This window comes from Stenotrophomonas sp. VV52, from assembly GCF_002893095.1.
Classification (GTDB): Bacteria; Pseudomonadota; Gammaproteobacteria; order Xanthomonadales; family Xanthomonadaceae; genus Stenotrophomonas; species Stenotrophomonas aracearum.
The window spans coordinates 1-17,853 of the sequence record NZ_PKQQ01000010.1 but is presented as its reverse complement, the minus strand read 5'-3'; the positions used below and the strand labels follow the sequence as shown (position 1 = coordinate 17,853).

The following is a 17,853-nucleotide window of genomic DNA, read 5'->3' as shown; positions in this document are numbered from 1 at the left end:
CGCTGGCCGGCTCCACGCACACGCCGGCATCAAGCGACAATCAACCCAAAGGCCGCCAACGCAGCGGCCGCCTGCCGCTGCGAGATCACCGCTTTCTTGAAGTGCTTGGCGTCCATCACATTGAGCCCGGTGATGTCGGCCCCGCGGAGGTCAGCGCCCTCGAACCGGGTCAACCGGGTCTGCGCATTGCGCAGGCTGCCGCCTTCAAACACGGCATCGCGGAAGTCGCAGCCCGACAGTTCGGCATCGGAAAAATCCATTCCGACCAGCTCCGCCTTGCGGAACGACAGGCCGCGCAGGTCGGCGCTGACCAGCAGGCAGTCGCGGAACTCCAGCGCCCAGCCGGTCACTTCCTGCAGGTGCGCGCCGGTCAGCTTGCAGTCCTCGAAGCGCACCGACGACAGCGTCGCGCGGCGCCAATGACTGTTGTTGAGATCGCAGTGCGAAAAGCGCGCATCGCTCAGCAGGGCCGAACTGAAATCGCACTGCCCGCCACGGCACTTGGTCCACTGGGTCTCTTCCAGCGATGCGGCCAACCAGGACGCCCCGGCGACCGAGCAGCGCACAAACTGGAATCCGTCCATGTCCAGTCGCGAAAAATCGCCCTCGTCGAACGTGCAATCCTCAAAAACAGCGTTGCGCGGATGTGCCGCAACGATCGCCTGCATGCGCGCACGACCGATCGTTTCGTCGCGGAAAGTGATGATGTCCATGCCGCGCATTGTCGACCATCGCCGAACCTCAATGCAGTCTTGCTGGGCGCTGGAATCTGTGTACAACGCGGCGTGTAGTGCCGGGGGCTGCCCGGCTGCCCGGCTGCCCTTGATTGCATGGCATCCGGGGCGCCGGGCTCTGCCCGGCTTCATACATCTGGGCGAACAGCCCTCGGCGGAGAGATTCCCTGGTGTTGGGCCGGCGGGTGGGGGTACGGGACACGCATCAAATCTCCCGTTAAGCTCGGGCGGCACATCCATGTGCCTTCACGGTCCCGTACCCCCCACCCGCCGCATGGCGTGTCACTACGCGGTGCGCCTGCGCCGTTTGGTAGGGTCGGTTCCCAAACGACCGCCGTGAAATCATCTGCGCTCGGTGACGCATGGAAATGATCGGCATCGCCACGCCGGCCACCGGCGGGCAACCGCGTTTCCCTTGGCCACCGGCCAACTGTCAAAGGGTCGCCCGGTGTCGGTTTGCGGGGGGCTGAGCCGCATGGATGCGGCGACGCAGCTTACATGGACGTACTTGCGGCGACCCCGCAAACCGGCACCGGGCGGCCCAAGCCAGGGAACCCTCGCACCTGCGGGCTGTTCGCCTGAATCCAACCGCAGCCGGGCAGGGCCCGGCTCTACCGGGAAATGGCATCCGGAGGTTCCGGCACAGCCCCGCCCGCGTAGGTTGCGACAGCAACTGTTGCACTCCCCAAGAAACAGCGCTACGGTCGACCCATGTCCTCGCTTCTGGCCACCGCCGTCAACAACAACCGCAATAATCTGCGCGCGAATAATCGTGCGCGGCCGATGCGGGACTGCGACCAGGGCTAGAACAAGCAACACACGCCCGGAACCCAGAAAACCCGCATCGGCCGATGCGGGTTTTTTGTTTTCCGGGTGCAGGTCAGGCCCGGGATCGGTGGCCGGTCGAATGCAGCCGTTACGTGTATTCCCCCAACCTCAAGGAGCTGTTCCCATGTGTTCGATCTTCGGAATGTTCGGCCTGCAGGCCGGCGATGACCTCACCGTCCTGCGCCGCCATGCGCTCGACCTCTCCCAGCGCCAGCGCCATCGCGGTCCCGACTGGAGCGGCGTCTACGTCGACGAGGGCGCCATCCTCGTCCACGAACGCCTCGCCATCGTCGACCCCGCCGGCGGCTCCCAGCCGCTGCTCTCCGAAGACGGCAGCCTTGCCCTCGCCGTCAACGGCGAAATCTACAACCACCGCGAACTCAAGGCCGAACTGGAACAGCCCTACGCCTTCCAGACCGGCTCCGACTGCGAAGTCATCAACGCCCTCTACCAGCAGCACACGCCGTCGTCCTTCCTCAACCGCCTCAACGGCATTTTCGCCTTCGCCCTGTGGGACCGCGCCAGGCAACGCGTCCTGATCGCACGCGACCCCATCGGCGTCGTGCCCCTCTATTGGGGCCATGACAAGGACGGCCGCCTGCTGGTCGCCTCCGAACTGAAATCCCTCGTCGACACCTGCGCCGACGCGGCCCAGTTCCCACCCGGCCACTGGTACGACAGCGCCACCGACACCCTCACCCGGTACTACGAACGCCCCTGGCGCGACTATGCCGCCGTCGAAGGCGTCGACGCCGACCGCGCCGCCCTGCGCGAAGCCTTCGAGCGCGCCGTCCACCGCCAGCTGATGACCGACGTGCCCTACGGCGTCCTGCTCTCCGGCGGCCTCGATTCTTCCCTCGTTGCCGCCGTCGCCGCCCGCTACGCCCGCCACCGCATCGAAGACGGCGACCAGAGCGAAGCCTGGTGGCCGCGCCTGCACTCCTTCGCCATCGGCCTGAAAGGCTCGCCCGACCTCGCCGCCGCCGCCATCGCCGCCGAAGCGCTCGGCACCGTCCACCACGGCTTCGAATACACCTTCGAAGAAGGCCTCGACGCACTGCCCGACGTCATCCGCCACGTCGAAACCTACGACGTCACCACCATCCGCGCCTCCACCCCCATGTTCCTGCTCGCCCGCCGCATCAAGGCCATGGGCGTCAAGATGGTGCTCTCCGGCGAAGGCAGCGACGAAATCTTCGGCGGCTACCTGTACTTCCACAAAGCCCCCAACGCCCGCGAATTCCATGAAGAACTCGTGCGCAAGCTCGACGCTCTCAACAACTACGACTGCCTGCGTGCCAACAAGTCGATGATGGCCTGGGGCGTCGAACCGCGCGTGCCGTTCCTCGACCGTGAATTCCTCGACGTCGCCATGCGCATCGACGCCCGCCACAAGATGGTCGGGCAGGGCGGCGACGGCGCGCGCCGGATCGAGAAAGCCGTCCTGCGCGAAGCGTTCGAAGGCTACCTGCCCGATTCCATCCTGTGGCGGCAGAAGGAACAGTTCAGCGACGGCGTCGGCTACGGCTGGATCGACGGTCTCAAGGCGCATGCCGAAGCCCAGATCAGCGACCGGGTCATGGCCGCCGCCGACAAGCGCTTCGTGCACAACCCGCCGCAGACCAAGGAAGCCTATTACTACCGCCACGTCTTCGAGCAGTACTTCCCCAGCCAGGCCGCCGCCGACACCGTTCCGGGCGGCAAGTCCATCGCCTGCTCGTCGCCGGCCGCCATCGCCTGGGACGCCAGCTTCGCCGCCATGGCCGACCCCTCCGGTCGCGCCGTTTCCGGCGTGCATGAGCAGGCCCTGGCGTAACCCCGGCCACTGGCCGGGTCCACCGGTTACCATTCCCCTCTCAGGCATTGGGGAATGTTCATGGATGCACAGGCCGGAGGCAGCGTGCCGCGGATGAAATGGGGCTGGCAGTACCTGGCTTGGGCTGGTGTCCCGCTGCTGATCGGCCTGGCCCTGGCCCGCTACGCGGGCCCGGACCTGCCGGCCGTGGCGGCCAAAGCCGAACCGGTGGTGGGTAGCGACTGGGCCCACCATCTGGCCTCGCCATTGGGCCTGTTCCTGCTGCAGTTGCTGGTACTGCTGATCGTGGCCAAGGGCGCGGGCGCGCTGCTGAAGCGTCTGGGCCAGCCGGCGGTGATCGGCGAAATGGCCGCCGGCCTGATGATGGGCCCGCTGGTCCTCGGCAGCCTGTTGCCGGGCCTGCACGGTGCACTGTTCCCGGCCACCTCGCTGGGCCCGCTGGGCATGCTCAGCCAGCTCGGCGTGCTCATGTTCCTGCTGGTGGCGGGCGCCGAACTTGATCTGGGCGGTCTCCGTGGCCGTCGCCGTTTTGCCTTTACCGTCAGCCATGCCGGCATCGCCGTGCCGTTCGTGCTCGGCGTGCTGCTGGCGATCTGGCTGTATCCCGAGCATGGCCCGCAGGGCGTGGGCTTCACCGCGTTCGCCCTGTTTGTCGGCATTTCGCTGAGCATTACCGCGTTCCCGGTGCTGCTGCGGATCCTGTCCGACCGCGGCATCAGCCAGACCCCACTCGGGCAAACCGCCATTGCCTGCGCCGCGCTTGGCGACGCCACCGCCTGGTGCCTGCTCGCCCTGATCGTGGCGGCCGCGCAGGCGGCCGGATGGGTGCCGGCCAGCCTCAGCCTGTTGTGCGTGGTGGCGTTCATCGCGCTGATGCTCGGCGTGGTCAAACCGTGGTTCGCGCGCCAGCAGATCCAGCCGGGCACCGAAAGGCGCTGGCTGCTGGGCATGCTGCTGCTGTCGCTGGCCAGTGCGCTGGTGACCGAAGTGCTGGGCATCCACGCCCTGTTCGGCGCGTTCGCCGCCGGCGTAGCGGTGTCGTCCAACGCGCAGCTACGTAGTCTGCTGATCGCAAAAGTGGAGCCGTTCGCAGTGACCCTGCTGCTGCCGCTGTTCTTCGCCATGACCGGCCTGCGCATGCGCGCCGACGCGCTGCAGACCAGTGACCTGCTGCTGTGCGCGGTGGTGATCGTGCTGGCCGCCGCCGGCAAACTGCTGGGCACGTGGAGTGCCGCGCGCAGCGCCGGCATGGACAGCCACGAAGCCTGGAAGCTGGGCGCACTGATGAACACCCGCGGCCTGATGGAGCTGATCGTGCTCAACCTGGGTTACGAGCTGGGGTTCCTCGGCGACCGGCTGTTCGCGGTGCTGGTGATCATGGCGCTGGTGACCACGGCGATGACCGGGCCGCTGATGAACCTGCTGGAACGTCGGCGGTAACGGTAGAGGCGGGCCGCGTCACCGTTCGCAATCAACCGGCTGGCGTCAACCTCAACGTGTGCTGCGCCGGCCCCGGCAGGAACGGGGTCGGCTTGCCCTGCACCCAATCCTGATGGCCCGCGCCCCAGAACGGCGACAGCGGGTGCCCGCTCTGGCCGCCCGGCATGTGGATGATGCCGTCGGCTTCGTGCCCGGGCGAGACCACCATGCGTTGTGATGCGCCGAAGTTCGGCCCCTGCACGCGCGGCAGGTTGCTGTCGCCGGGCAGGGCATCGGCAGGCATGCACAGCCAAGGCCTGGCGAAGCCGGGCAGGGCGCGGCTGATCGGATGGCAGATGTCGGCGGTATTGCGTTCGCCCCAGGTGCGTTCGGCCAGGCTCGGGCCCTGTTCGGCGAGGTCCTTCTCCAGGTCACGGGCGGTGTCGGCCAGCAGGCCCTCCCAGCTCTCGTACGGCGGCGGCAGCAGATGCATCGGCCGTTCGGTGACCAGCGGCCACAGCACGCCTTCCAGCTGCGGCATGCGCGGTTCCAGATAGTCCTCGCCCAGCGTGGCCTTGGCCGGCGCCAGCAGACCCGCAGAGACGGCGTCCAACAACTTGCCACGGAAACCACGCGCGACCCGGTAGCTCACCGAATCGGCCGTGGCGCGACCGTTCCACTCGCGGGTGGCTGCTTCCAAGCGCTTCAGCGCGGGGTCGTCGCTGTGGCTCACCACGTCGCGCATCAATCGGTACCAGCGCTCCATCAGCACGGCGCGGTCGTCGAGCTGGATCGCCAGGAGGTCGCGTTCGGAGAAACGCTGTTTCGCATTGAGGTCGTCGCGGATCTGTCGCCCGCGTGCGCCGAGGTCGTAGCCGGCATCACCGGCGACTGCCAGCTCGGCTCCGTCCAGCACGCGACCGTTGGCGGTCCAGAGCCGGTGCGAGGGCGGGTCGATCAGCGCCGGTGCCGCATCGCTGCGGATCGGCCACGGCGCGCAACTGGCCGGGGCGGTGGTGGTGAAGCCGTCGGGCGGGCAGTCGGCGGCGCGGTCGGGACGCGCGCCGAGCAGGCGCCAGGCGATGCGGCCATGGCTGTCGGCGAGCAGCAGGTTCTGGGTGGGAATGCCGGCACGGTCGGCGATCTTCAGCGCGTCATCCAGATCGCCAGCACGCGCCATGTCGGCGAAGTCCAGGCGCACCGCGCCGGGCAGCTGCGCGGTCCAGCGCAACGCCTCGCCGCTGCCGTCGGGGCGTTCGTGCAGGATCGGGCCCCAGGCCGTTTCGCGCACGCGGAAGTGCACCTCCGGTGCGTTGGCGACGCGGATGCGTTCTTCGTGCACGGTCACGCCGGGTTCGTTGGCGGCGACGGGGCGGAAGTCGGCGGTGTCGATGTAGCTGTTGGTGAAGCCCCAGGCGACGTGGCCGTTGCTGCCGACCACGACGGCCGGCAGGCCGGGCAGCGAGAAGCCGCTGACATCCACCTTGCCCCCGGCGGCGAGCGCGTCCGGATAGCGCAGGCGCACGCGGAACCAGAGGCTGGGGGCGCGCAGGCCGAGGTGCATGTCGTCGGCGACGATGGCGCGGCCGTCGGCGGTGAGGGCGCCGGCGACGGCAAAGTTGTTGCTGCCGTGCACGTCGGCTTCGGCAGGCACCGGAGCGGGCGGCGCCGAGCTGTCGCTGCGCAGGTCCAGCACGTCCTTGCCGGGCAGGACGGCGTTGCCGCGTGCGTCGCCGAACAGGGGGGCATCCCATTCGCTGCCGTCATGGCTGAGCAGGGCATACAGGGCCGGGGGCGCGACGTCGCGGATGCGCCGCATGGCCAGTTCGTTCTGGTTGGCGGGATCCTGCAGGTCGGCGTACATGGCCAGGCCGGTGAGGATGGAGTCGGTGCGGGTCCAGGCGGCCGGCTGCTGGCGCAGCAGGAGGTAGGGCCAGGGGCGCACGCGGAGGGCGCCGACGCCCTGGTTGACGCCGTCGACATAGGCCTGGAGGACGTCGGCCTGGTCGCCGAGGGCGTCGGCCAGGTGGGCGTCGGTGCGGGCGCGCAGACGGTGTACGCGCATGCGCTTGTCGACGTCGACGGCGGCGGCCCCGAACAGTTCGGAAAGCTCGCCGGCGGCGGCGCGGCGCATGAGATCCATTTCGAAGTAGCGTTCCTGGGCGTGGACCAGGCCGAGGGCGCGCATGGCATCGGCCTGGCTGGCGGCGTCGATGGTGACCACGCCAAGGGCGTCGCGCTGGATGCTCACGGGGGCCTGGAGGCCGGCGAGGGGGGTGTCTCCGTCCAGGGGGGCGAGGCTGCCGCGAAGCAGGGTCCATGCCACGCCGATGACGACAAGCGCTACCGCGACGAGTACCGCACAAGCCCAGAGCAACCGCTTCAGCCAACGACGCATGCCGTCTCCCCGACGTCCGTGATGCCCCGATTGTAGGGGCAAGTGCAACTGCAACTGATTCCGATTAGATCACTGTATTTCCGGATAGGGCACCATGCCCGCATTGATTCATAAGGACACCCCCATGAAAGGCCATCCGGACGTCATTGCCTGCCTGAAGGAACTGCTGCGCGGCGAGCTCGCGGCTCGCGACCAGTACTTCATCCATTCGCGCCGTTACGAAGACCAGGGCCTGTTCGCGCTGTACGAGCGACTGAACCACGAGATGGAAGAAGAGACCCAGCACGCGGACGCGCTGCTGCGCCGGATCCTGTTCCTGGGCGGCACGCCGGACATGCGCCCGCACGGTTTCGAGCCGGGCGTGACGGTGGAAGAGATGCTGCAGAAGGACCTGGACACCGAGTACAGCGTGCGCAACAACCTGGCGGCAGGCATGAAGCTGTGCGAGCAGCACCAGGACTACGTCAGCCGCGACATGTTGCTGGTGCAGCTGAAGGACACCGAAGAAGACCACGCCTGGTGGCTGGAGCAGCAGCTGAGCCTGATCAAGCGCATTGGTCTTGCGCTGTACCAGACCAGCAAGATGGAATCGAAGGGCAACGTCGCGCACTGAGCATGGCCCGACCTCCGGCCGACTCATGCACCCACCGTCGGCCGCGACTCCGGTAGCGTCGGCCGTTGGCCGACCCAGGAAGCCTCACCGCCAGCCAGCCAACGCTCGCCAGCCCTCAAACATCGCCAGCCAGCTTTTGCCAGCCAGCGAGATGCAGAAGAACCGGGGATTCCCCGGTTTTTTTGTGGGCGCAGCGTTTCCACGACGCGCCGTGCCCAAACGCGCGTGCACCAGCGTAGTGCCGGCCGCCGGCCGGCTCCTGGGATTGCATGCCATCCGTAGAGCCGGGCTCTGCCCGGCTGCTGTTGGATTCAGGCGAACAGCTGCACCCCTTGAATGTTCCTTGGTCAGGGCCGTCGGGTGCGGGTTTGTGGGGGACGCTGCAAGTACGTCCATGTAAGCTCATCGCCGCATCCATGCGGCTCGTGCACCCTCAAACCCACCCCCGCCGACCCTCCGAGAGTTTGTCGGTCGCCATGGGAAACGCGGGTGCCGGGTTTTGCCCGGCGGTTATGTCGCTTTCGAATGGAAACTGCGAACACGCGTGGCGTGTCGCTACGCGGTTTGCATGTTTTGATTGACGCGTATTTTGCTGATTTTGATCGCTTCTGTGATGAGGTGCGCATGGTCACGATGGCATTTGCGTCAGGCATAGGCTGCGTCTACCAAACGTGCGAAAGCCAATGAAACAAACGATTTCTCTTAATTTGCTGGCGCCTGCAATGTTGCCCACGGAGCCTACAACCTCCGCAACTAGCAGAATGATGCCTTCCTGTGTCGGGAGTGTGGTTAATACAACACCCTCAGCAGGGGAATAACCACGCCGTTTTGCTAGTTCGCGGTTGTAGCCTCCCGACGCCTCTCGCCATCCTGGCGAGAGGTCATTCTCTGCAGGAGGTCTACCATGCAAACGCATCGGGCCGACACGCCCTCTGATTGTTCCGCTGCAAACGCCCATCCGTCCGACGATGGTTGCAGTCCTGAAACACCCGCAATGACGCAGGCCGAGAAGGACGATGCCGAATGGCCCGGGGCTGTCCCGGTGATCATGCTGCGCGGCAAGTGGCTGCACCGATTGGGATTCCCGCCACGGTGCCTGATCAAGATTCAAGCTCGCAATGGGGCAATCCTGCTGACGCCTGCCGGCCCCCGGTCAAAGCCCCGCTTTGTGGCGCCTTACGACTTTGATACGCAGCCCGACTACACGCTTCTGGAAGACCCGCACGTCACCAGGGCATCGCTCGACAGTGAGTTGCGCTGCCGCTTCCGTGCAGCCGCATGGAAGGTAAAGAAGACACCATCGTTGTTGCTGCAGTTGTTGATGCAGCGCTACGTGGATGTCGACGAGGATCGATTTTCGCTGAGCCTTGCATTGTGGGGACACCCAGAGCGCAGGGCAGCCACGAAGGTGGCCCGCGAGCTGGTGCCACCGAATGAAAGATTGAACTCAGGTCCACGCTGGTGGTGAGAGGAGCCGGGCAGAGCCCGGCTCTACCGCGTTTCAGCGACTCACCGATCAACTATCGGAGGGTCGGCGGGGGTGGGTTTGAGGGGGCACGAGCCGCATGGATGCGGCGATGAGCCTACATGGATGTATTTACGGCGTCCCCCACAAACCCGCACCCGACGGCCCTGACCAGGGAAACCGCGCAGACGAGGGCTGTTCGCCTGAATCCAACAGCGAGCCGGGCAGAGCCCGGCTCTACGGATCGCGTGCAATCCGAGCTCAAAACAGAACGGCCGGGAAGATCCCGGCCGTTCGTGGATTGAAGCGCAAGCAGGTTGGCGTTTACTCCACCGCCAACCCGTCCACCTTCTGCCAACCACGCGGCAACAGGTGCCCACGCGTGGCGCGGCTGCCGATGTAGGTTTCCAGATCCTTGTACGACAGGTTCATCGTGCGCTGGCCGCTGCGGACCAGCAGCGTGTTGCCCGGGCCCACCGCCACCACCGCCACCACACGTTCCGTGGCCAGCTTCGCCTTCGGAATGTCGATGATCTTGTTGCCCTTGCCCTTGTCCAGTTCCGGCAGCTCGCTGGCCGGAATCGCCAACAGGTTGCCCGAACTGGTCACCGCCACGATCCGGTCGGCCGCCGGGTTGGCCACTACGGCCGGCGTCAGCACCTTCGAACCCGACGTCAGGTTCAACATTGCCTTGCCCGCCTTGTTGCGGCCCGTCAGGTTCTCGAAGCGCGTCACGAACCCGTAGCCATGCGTCGACGCCAGCACGAAGCGCGTATCGTTCTCGCCGCTGGCCAAGGTCATGAACGCACTGCCTGCCGCCGGCGAGAAGCGGCCGGTCAGCGGCTCGCCATTGCCACGCGCCGAGGGCAGGGTATGCACGAGCGTCGAATACGCACGGCCCTCGCTGTCCAGGAACGCCACCTGCTGCGTGCTGCGCGAACGCACCGACCCCAACAACGCATCGCCCTCACGGTACGACAGCGTCGACGGATCCATGTCGTGGCCCTTCGCCGCACGGATCCAGCCCTTCTCCGACAACACCACCGTCATCGGCTCGCTCGGCACCAGCTCCGACTCATCGATCGCCTGCGCCGCACCACGCTGCACCAGCGGCGAACGGCGTGCATCGCCGAACTTCTTCGCGTCCGCCGTGAGCTCGTCGCGGATCAGCTTGCGCAGCTTCGCCTTGCTGTCCAGGATCGACTGGATCTTCTCGCGCTCCTTGGCCAGCTCGTCCTGCTCGCCCCGGATCTTCATCTCTTCCAGGCGCGCCAGCTGCTTCAGCTTGGTTTCCAGGATGTAGTCGGCCTGGTCATCGCTCAGCCCGAACCGCGCGATCAACGCCGCCTTCGGCTCGTCTTCCGTACGGATGATGTGGATCACCTCATCCAGGTTCAGGAACGCCACCAGCAGGCCTTCCAACAGGTGCAGGCGACGCTCCACCTTCTCCAGGCGATGGTTCAGGCGCCGCGTCACCGTTGCCTGGCGGAACTGCAGCCACTCGCTCAGCAGCATCTTCAGGTTCTTCACCTGCGGACGCCCGTCCAGCCCGATCACGTTGAGGTTGACCCGGTAGCTGCGCTCCAGGTCCGTCGTCGCGAACAGATGGCCCATCAGCTGTTCCGCGTCCACCCGGTTCGAACGCGGCACCAGCACCACCCGCACCGGATTGGCGTGGTCCGACTCGTCGCGGATGTCTTCCAGCCACGGCAGCTTCTTCGCGCGCATCTGCGCCGCGATCTGCTCGATCACCTTCGACGGCGACACCTGGAACGGCAGCGCATTGATCACGATGTTGGTGCCTTCCTTCAGGAAGGTCGACCGCGCACGCACACTGCCGTAGCCCGTGTCGTACATCGTCCGCAGGTCCGCCGCCGGCGTGATGATCTCCGCCGCGCTCGGGTAGTCCGGGCCCTTCACGTGCTCCAGCAGCGCATCCAGGCTCGCGTCCGGATCGTCCAGCAGGTGCAGCAGCGCGCTGACGATCTCATTGAGGTTGTGCGGCGGCACGTCCGTGGCCATACCCACCGCGATGCCCGTCGTGCCGTTCAGCAGCAGGTGCGGCAGGCGCGCCGGCATCCACGTCGGCTCTTCCAGCGTCCCGTCGAAGTTCGGCGTCCAGTCCGTCGTGCCCTGGTTGATCTCGCCCAGCAGCACCTCCGCGATCGGAGTCAGCTTCGACTCCGTATAACGCATCGCCGCGAACGACTTCGGGTCATCGGTCGAACCGAAGTTGCCCTGGCCTTCGATCAGCGGATACCGGTACGAGAACGGCTGCGCCATCAGCACCAGCGCCTCGTAGCACGCGCTGTCGCCGTGCGGGTGGTACTTACCGATCACGTCACCCACCGTACGGGCGGACTTCTTCGGCTTGGAGGCGGCGTTCAGCCCCAGCTCGCTCATCGAATAGATGATGCGGCGCTGGACCGGCTTCAGGCCGTCGCCGATGAACGGCAGCGCACGGTCGAGCACCACGTACATCGAGTAGTCCAGGTACGCCCGTTCAGCGTATTCACGCAGGGGAAGCTGTTCAAAGCCGTGGAAAGCGGGGCGGGCTAGATCGGTCATGCGGGATTGGTACCTGTGGCAAGGGACGGCGACGGCTGTCGCCCTCGCAGGCGGTCGATTATCCGGATGCGGCGGGGGATGCCAAGCCATGTGAAGGAATTGGCTGGCCCGGGCCAGTGTTCTGAATGGGGCAACACTGCATTTGCTTCCAGATCGAATATTTCCATTGAGAAATATATTTTTCGGAAGTAAAGTGCCTCCCCATGATGATCTGCCCCGAAACCCCGCCCAGTCTGGGACTGCTGCTGCGCCAGGTTCGCGATGGCCTGATGCGCGAGCTGGACGTGTCCATGGCCGAGGAAAACCTCGATATCGGCTTCACCCACTACCTGGGCCTGAAGGTGCTGTCGTTCCGCGCGCCGTGTACCGCCAACGAGCTGGCCCAGGCCCTGGACCAGGTCCCCAGCGCGGTGACCCGCCTGCTGGACAAGCTGGAGGCCATTGGCTGCGTGCGCCGTGAACCGCATGCGCAGGACCGGCGTGCGCTGCAGATCGTACTGACCGAGCAGGGCCGCGAACTGTGGGCCCGGCTCCAGCGGCGCGGCGACACCGTGATGGACGACGCCATGCGCGACCTGTCCGCCGACGAGCGCGCCCAGCTGCTTTCCCTGTTGACCCGTGTCCGTGACTCCCTCACTACGCCATGACTCCTATTACTGATCGCACTTCATCGCTGCGCCCGCTGCGGCCGGTGCTGCTGTCCGTCCTGGCCCTTGCGCTCGCCGCCTGTGCCAGCACCGGTGGCCTGGAACCGCACGGCAAGCTGCTCGACGCCGACAGCCTGCAGGCCCAGCGCACCCTGGCCGGCCACCCGCTGAGCCCGGCCGCGTGGCCGGCCACCGACTGGTGGCGCGCCCTCAACGATCCGCAGCTGGACGCCCTGATCGCCGAAGGCCTGCAGCACAACCCGGGGCTGGACGCGGCCGACGCGCGCCTGCGCCAGGCCCGCGCGCAGATCGGCACCGCGCATGCGGACCGGCTGCCCAGCGTCAATGCGTCGGGTGGCTATACCGGCGTGCGCCTGCCCGAATCGATGGTCGGTGACGAGCTGGGCGGCAGCTATGCCGGCAGCGGCCAGGCCTACGTGAGCGTGAGCTACGGCGTGGACCTGTGGGGCGGCAAGCGTGCTGCCTGGGAAGCTGCCGTGGACAGCGGCCATGCGGCCGCAGTCGACGCGCAGGCCGCGCGCCTGAACCTCTCGGCCGGCATTGCCGAAGCCTACGCGCAGCTGGGCTACGCCTGGCGCCTGCACGACGTGGCCAGCGAAGAGCTGGACCGCTCGCAGAAGACCCTGACCCTGGTCCGCCAGCGTCGCGCGGCCGGCATCGACAGCGACCTGCAGACCCGCCAGGCCGAAGCCCGCATTCCGGTTGCGCAGCAGCAGCTGCAGGCCGCGCAGCAGCAGATCGACGACGCGCGCACCGCGCTGGCCGCGCTGGTCGGGCAGGGCCCGGACCGCGGCCTGAAGATCGAACGCCCGCAGCCGCTGAATCCGCTGGCCCTGCAGTTGCCGAGCGTGTTGCCGAGCGAACTGCTGGGCCGTCGCCCGGACATCGTGGCGGCGCGCTGGCGGGTGGAAGCGGCCGGTCGCGAGATCGACGCGTCCAAGGCGAAGTTCTATCCCAGCCTCAACCTCACTGCCCTCGGCGGCGTGGTGGCCGGTGAGGTCGACCAGCTGCTCAAGAGCGGTTCGACCTTCGCCTTCATCGCGCCGGCGCTGAGCCTGCCGATCTTCGACGGTGGCCGCCTGCGCGCCAACCTGGACAAGACCGACGCGCAGTACGACCTGGCCGTGGCCAACTACAACCAGTCGGTGGTCGACGCACTGCGCGAAGTGGCCGACCAGGTCAACGCCGTGCGCTCGCTGGCCGAACAGGCCGCGTCGCAGGCGCAGGCCGTGGACACCGCGCGCGCGGCGCACGACCTTGCGCAGCAGCGCTACAAGGCCGGCGTCGGCAGCTACCTGGACGTGCTCAGCGTGGAGGCGCAGCTGCTGCAGTCGCAGCAGCAGCTGGCCGCGCTGCAGTCGCGTCAGATCCTTGTTTCGGTCCGGCTGAGCCAGGCACTCGGCGGCGGGTTCACCCCGTCCGGCGACACCGCCACGCTCGCCACCGCCCCCGAATCCACGCATTCCTGAGAGTCCTTCCATGAGCCAGACATCCGCTCCCGCTGCCGCACCGGCAGCTCCTTCCCGTCGCGGCAAGCTGCTGCGTGGCCTGCTGGCCATCGTGGTGCTGCTGATCGCGGCGGCCGCGCTGTGGTACTTCATGTTCGGCCGTTGGTTCGAAGAAACCGACGATGCCTATGTGCAGGGCAACCAGGTGCAGATCACCCCGCTGATCACCGGTACGGTGGTGGCGATCAACGCCGACGACGGCATGCGCGTCGAGCGCGGCCAGCTGCTGGTGCAGCTGGACCCGGCCGATACCGACGTCGCTCTGCAGCAGGCCCGCGCCAACCTGGCCAAGACCGTGCGCCAGACCCGCGGTCTGTACCGCAGCGTGGAAGGTGCGCAGGCCGAACTGAGCGCGCGCCAGGTCACCCTGAACCGCGTGCGCGAAGACTTCGCCCGCCGCAAGGGCCTGGCCGCAACGGGCGCGATTTCCGATGAAGAGCTGGCGCATGCGCGCAACGAGCTGGCGGCGGCCGAAGCGGCCGTGGCCGGTTCGCGCGAATCGTTCGAGCGCAACAATGCGCTGGTCGACGACACCGTGATTGCCACCCAGCCGGACGTGCAGGCGGCCGCGGCGCAGCTGCGCCAGGCGTACCTCAACAATGCCCGCGCGGGCATCGTGGCGCCGGTCAGCGGCTACGTGGCGCGTCGTTCGGTGCAGGTTGGCCAGCGCGTGCAGCCGGGCAACGCCCTGATGGCGGTGGTGCCGACCGAGCAGATGTGGGTGGAAGCGAACTTCAAGGAAACCCAGCTGCGCCACATGCGCCTGGGCCAGGAAGTGGAGCTGCGCTCGGACCTGTACGGCGGTGAGGTGAAGTACAAGGGCCGCATCGACAGCCTGGGCCTGGGCACCGGTTCGGCGTTCTCGCTGCTGCCGGCGCAGAACGCGAGCGGCAACTGGATCAAGATCGTGCAGCGCGTGCCGGTGCGCATCGCCATCGATGCGAAGCAGCTGGCCGACAATCCGCTGCGCATCGGTCTGTCGATGAAGGCCGAGGTGAGCCTGCGCGACCAGAAGGGCACGGTGCTGCCGACCGCGCCGGCGAAGGGCCAGGTGTTCGACACCGACGTGTACGCCACGCAGCTGCACAACGCCGACGAGGTGATCCACGAGATCATCCAGGACAACCTGCCGCGCCAGGCGAAGGCAAGCTGAGGCCATCATGTCCGCACAAGCTCCCGCCGCACCCGGTGTTCCGGGTGCGCCGTCGGCGCCAGGTGCGACCGGCGCGTTCCGGCCGGCCAATGTCGCGCTGTGTACTGCTGGCCTGGCCATGGCCTCGTTCATGCAGGTGCTCGACACCACCATCGCCAACGTTTCGCTGCCGACCATTGCCGGCAACCTGGGCGCCAGTTCGCAGCAGGCGACCTGGGTCATTACCTCGTTCGCGGTCAGTACGGCGATCGCGCTGCCGCTGACCGGTTGGCTGAGCCGCCGGTTTGGCGAGACCAAGCTGTTCATCTGGGCGACGCTGTCGTTCGTGGTGGCGTCGCTGTTGTGTGGCCTGGCGCAGAGCATGGGCATGCTGGTGGTGTCGCGTGCGCTGCAGGGGTTCGTGGCGGGGCCGATGTACCCGATCACGCAGTCGCTGCTGGTATCGATCTACCCACGCGAGAAACGCGGGCAGGCGCTGGCGCTGCTGGCGATGATCACGGTGGTGGCGCCGATCTGCGGTCCGATCCTGGGCGGCTGGATCACGGACAACTACAGTTGGGAATGGATCTTCCTGATCAACGTGCCACTGGGCATTTTCGCGGCGTTGGTGGTGGGCAACCAGTTGAAGGGGCGCCCGGAGCACATCGAAAAGCCGAAGATGGACTACGTGGGCCTGATCACGCTGGTGATCGGCGTGGGTGCGCTGCAGCTGGTGCTGGACCTGGGCAACGATGAGGACTGGTTCAGTTCGCCGATGATCGTGGCGCTGGCCTGTGTGTCGGTGGTGGCGTTGGCGGTGTTCCTGATCTGGGAGCTGACCGACAAGGATCCGATCGTGGACCTGCGGTTGTTCCGGCATCGGAATTTCCGGGCGGGCACGCTGGCGATGGTGGTGGCGTACGCGGCATTCTTCAGTGTGTCGCTGCTGATCCCGCAGTGGTTGCAGCGCGACATGGGCTATACGGCGATCTGGGCGGGGCTGGCAACGGCGCCGATCGGTATCCTGCCGGTGATCATGACGCCGTTCGTGGGCAAGTATGCGTCGCGCTTCGACATGCGCTGGATCGCGTCGATCGCGTTCGTGTTCCTGTCGTTCACCAGTTTCATGCGCTCGGGTTTCAACCTGCAGGTGGACTTCACGCACGTGGCGGGGGTGCAGCTGATCATGGGCATTGGCGTGGCATTGTTCTTCATGCCGGTGCTGCAGATCCTGCTGTCGGACCTTGACGGTCGCGAGATTGCGGCGGGTTCGGGCCTGGCGACGTTCCTGCGTACGCTGGGCGGCAGTTTCGCGGCGTCGCTGACGACGTGGCTGTGGGCACACCGCACGCAGGAGCACCACGCGCACCTGACCGAAAGCATTTCGGTGTACACGCCGGGCATGCAGGAAAAGGTGGCGGCAATGGGGCAGGGCGACCTGCAGCATGGTGCGGCGGCGTTGAACAACATCATCAACCACCAGGCATCGCAGATGGGCTTCAACGACATCTTCTTCCTGCTGGGCTGGGTGTTCCTGGCGATCATCGCCTTCCTGTGGCTGGCCAAGCCGCCATTCGGCGCAGGCGCCGGTGCGGCGTCGGCTGGTGGTCACTGACCGCGCGCATTGATGCATCCGGAGGCCCCGCAGAAATGTGGGGCTTTTCTTTTGTGCGCGTCGCGACGTTTCATGCGTGGCGAGACGCCGCGTAGTGCCGGCCGCCGGCCGGCTCCACGGATTGCATGAGATCTCGTAGAGCTGGGCTCTGCCCAGCTCGCTGTTGGATTGAGGCGAACAGCCGTCGCTTGCGCGGTGTCCCTGGCTTGGGCCGCCCGGTGCCGGTTTGCGGGGTCGCCGTAAACCCGTCCATGGGGGCTAAGCGGACGCCATCCATGGCGCCGATTCCCCCGCAAACCGACCCCGGTCGACCCTTTGACAGTTGGCCGGTGGCCACGGGAAACGCCGATGTCGGCCGTTGGCAGACGCATTGATTCGTTCGATTTCCATGCGTCACCGGGTGTGGATTTTCCACGGCGGTTGTTTGGGAACCAACCCTACCGCCTGAAACGAACCAGTCGCGTAGCGACACGCCATGCGTGTCCACCGTAGACCATCAGACGACTAATTCGTGTCGACCATCGGTCGGCACATCGGCTTTTCCCATGGCCTCCGACCCACTGTCGGAGGGTCGGCGGGGGTGGGTTTGAGGGGGCACGAGCCGCATGGATGCGGCGATGAGCTTACATGGACGTACTTGCAGCGTCCCCCACAAACCCGCACCCGACGGCCCTGACCAGGGGAACCACGCAGCCCCGAGCTGTTCGCCTGAATCCAACAGCGAGCTGGGCAGAGCCCAGCTCTACGCGAGGTGTGCAATCCGACCACCGGGATCGCATGCAATTGGAGGAGCCGGCCGGCGGCCGGCACTACAGAGGGTTACGCGTGCGGCAAACCCCGGAAACGAAAAAACCCGCTTTCGCGGGTTTGATCATTTACCGAGTCGTGGTGCCCAGGAGAGGACTCGAACCTCCACGAAGTTGCCCCCGCTAGCACCTGAAGCTAGTGCGTCTACCAATTCCGCCACCTGGGCGACTCAGGAGGAGAATTCTGCGGGAGAACGGCGAATGTGTCAACAGCATGTCGCAGAAAAAATCGTTCGCGACGGGCATGGCGCAGAAACGAAAAAACCCGCTTTCGCGGGTTTGA

At 66.6% G+C, this 17,853-nt stretch carries 11 protein-coding genes and 1 tRNA gene; 8 read left to right on the top strand and 4 right to left on the bottom strand.

All coding sequences use genetic code 11. The annotated features are described in order from the left end of the window. Positions 1–29: 29 nt before the first annotated feature. Positions 30–866, bottom strand: coding sequence for a pentapeptide repeat-containing protein (locus C2U58_RS15465; RefSeq protein ID WP_253256759.1), 837 nt, complete (start codon positions 864–866; stop codon positions 30–32). A gap of 820 nt (positions 867–1,686) precedes the next feature. On the opposite strand from C2U58_RS15465, the gene asnB reads away from it, so the two are divergent. Together asnB and C2U58_RS15455 are read left to right on the top strand one after the other, a co-directional pair. Then, positions 1,687–3,378: an asparagine synthase B gene (gene asnB, locus C2U58_RS15460; protein WP_102946671.1), complete on the top strand. Its 1,692-nt coding sequence runs from the start codon at positions 1,687–1,689 to the stop codon at positions 3,376–3,378. Positions 3,379–3,432: 54 nt separating this feature from the next. Then, the gene (locus C2U58_RS15455) at positions 3,433–4,818 is read left to right on the top strand and encodes a cation:proton antiporter (protein ID WP_102946670.1); all 1,386 of its coding nucleotides are present in this window, start codon (positions 3,433–3,435) and stop codon (positions 4,816–4,818) included. Between the two features lie 31 nt (positions 4,819–4,849). Here C2U58_RS15455 and C2U58_RS15450 read toward each other — a convergent pair whose 3' ends face one another. Further along, on the bottom strand, positions 4,850–7,195 hold the full coding sequence (locus C2U58_RS15450; RefSeq protein WP_102946669.1) for a penicillin acylase family protein: 2,346 nt from the start codon (positions 7,193–7,195) through the stop codon (positions 4,850–4,852). 124 nt (positions 7,196–7,319) lie between these two features. On the opposite strand from C2U58_RS15450, the gene bfr reads away from it, so the two are divergent. Next, the gene (gene bfr, locus C2U58_RS15445) at positions 7,320–7,808 is read left to right on the top strand and encodes a bacterioferritin (RefSeq protein ID WP_102946668.1); all 489 of its coding nucleotides are present in this window, start codon (positions 7,320–7,322) and stop codon (positions 7,806–7,808) included. Positions 7,809–8,712: 904 nt separating this feature from the next. Beyond that, positions 8,713–9,276, top strand: coding sequence for a type I toxin-antitoxin system SymE family toxin (locus tag C2U58_RS15440; RefSeq protein WP_146033479.1), 564 nt, complete (start codon positions 8,713–8,715; stop codon positions 9,274–9,276). Between the two features lie 321 nt (positions 9,277–9,597). On the opposite strand, the gene parC is transcribed toward C2U58_RS15440, so the two are convergent. After that, a complete protein-coding gene (gene parC / locus C2U58_RS15435) occupies positions 9,598–11,841 on the bottom strand; it encodes a DNA topoisomerase IV subunit A (RefSeq protein WP_102946666.1) in 2,244 nt (747 codons plus the stop codon). Positions 11,842–12,047: 206 nt separating this feature from the next. On the opposite strand from parC, the gene C2U58_RS15430 reads away from it, so the two are divergent. From C2U58_RS15430 to C2U58_RS15415, 4 genes are read left to right on the top strand one after another with little or no spacing between them, the layout of a single operon-like run. After that, on the top strand, positions 12,048–12,488 hold the full coding sequence (locus C2U58_RS15430; RefSeq protein WP_102946781.1) for a MarR family transcriptional regulator: 441 nt from the start codon (positions 12,048–12,050) through the stop codon (positions 12,486–12,488). After that, positions 12,485–13,978 carry an efflux transporter outer membrane subunit gene (locus C2U58_RS15425; protein ID WP_102946665.1) on the top strand — a complete coding sequence of 498 codons (1,494 nt, stop codon included), beginning with the start codon at positions 12,485–12,487 and terminating at the stop codon, positions 13,976–13,978. The genes C2U58_RS15430 and C2U58_RS15425 overlap by 4 nt, the downstream gene beginning before the upstream one ends. A 10-nt stretch (positions 13,979–13,988) precedes the next feature. Next, complete coding sequence (gene emrA, locus C2U58_RS15420; RefSeq protein WP_102946664.1) at positions 13,989–15,170, top strand: multidrug efflux MFS transporter periplasmic adaptor subunit EmrA; 1,182 nt, start codon at positions 13,989–13,991, stop codon at positions 15,168–15,170. A gap of 7 nt (positions 15,171–15,177) precedes the next feature. After that, positions 15,178–16,764, top strand: a complete 1,587-nt coding sequence (locus C2U58_RS15415; protein WP_102946663.1) for a DHA2 family efflux MFS transporter permease subunit — start codon at positions 15,178–15,180, stop codon at positions 16,762–16,764. Between the two features lie 886 nt (positions 16,765–17,650). Here the strand turns inward: C2U58_RS15415 and C2U58_RS15410 are convergent. Then, a tRNA-Leu gene (locus tag C2U58_RS15410) sits at positions 17,651–17,737 on the bottom strand. Positions 17,738–17,853 lie beyond the last annotated feature (116 nt).

What these genes read in the sequence shown, in the direction of transcription:
- C2U58_RS15465 (WP_253256759.1), bottom strand. Translation starts at nt 866, where the DNA reads ATGAAGCCGGGCAGAGCCCGGCGCCCCGGATGCCATGCAATCAAGGGC.
- asnB (WP_102946671.1), top strand. Translation starts at nt 1,687, where the DNA reads ATGTGTTCGATCTTCGGAATGTTCGGCCTGCAGGCCGGCGATGACCTC.
- C2U58_RS15455 (WP_102946670.1), top strand. Translation starts at nt 3,433, where the DNA reads ATGTTCATGGATGCACAGGCCGGAGGCAGCGTGCCGCGGATGAAATGG.
- C2U58_RS15450 (WP_102946669.1), bottom strand. Translation starts at nt 7,195, where the DNA reads ATGCGTCGTTGGCTGAAGCGGTTGCTCTGGGCTTGTGCGGTACTCGTC.
- bfr (WP_102946668.1), top strand. Translation starts at nt 7,320, where the DNA reads ATGAAAGGCCATCCGGACGTCATTGCCTGCCTGAAGGAACTGCTGCGC.
- C2U58_RS15440 (WP_146033479.1), top strand. Translation starts at nt 8,713, where the DNA reads ATGCAAACGCATCGGGCCGACACGCCCTCTGATTGTTCCGCTGCAAAC.
- parC (WP_102946666.1), bottom strand. Translation starts at nt 11,841, where the DNA reads ATGACCGATCTAGCCCGCCCCGCTTTCCACGGCTTTGAACAGCTTCCC.
- C2U58_RS15430 (WP_102946781.1), top strand. Translation starts at nt 12,048, where the DNA reads ATGATCTGCCCCGAAACCCCGCCCAGTCTGGGACTGCTGCTGCGCCAG.
- C2U58_RS15425 (WP_102946665.1), top strand. Translation starts at nt 12,485, where the DNA reads ATGACTCCTATTACTGATCGCACTTCATCGCTGCGCCCGCTGCGGCCG.
- emrA (WP_102946664.1), top strand. Translation starts at nt 13,989, where the DNA reads ATGAGCCAGACATCCGCTCCCGCTGCCGCACCGGCAGCTCCTTCCCGT.
- C2U58_RS15415 (WP_102946663.1), top strand. Translation starts at nt 15,178, where the DNA reads ATGTCCGCACAAGCTCCCGCCGCACCCGGTGTTCCGGGTGCGCCGTCG.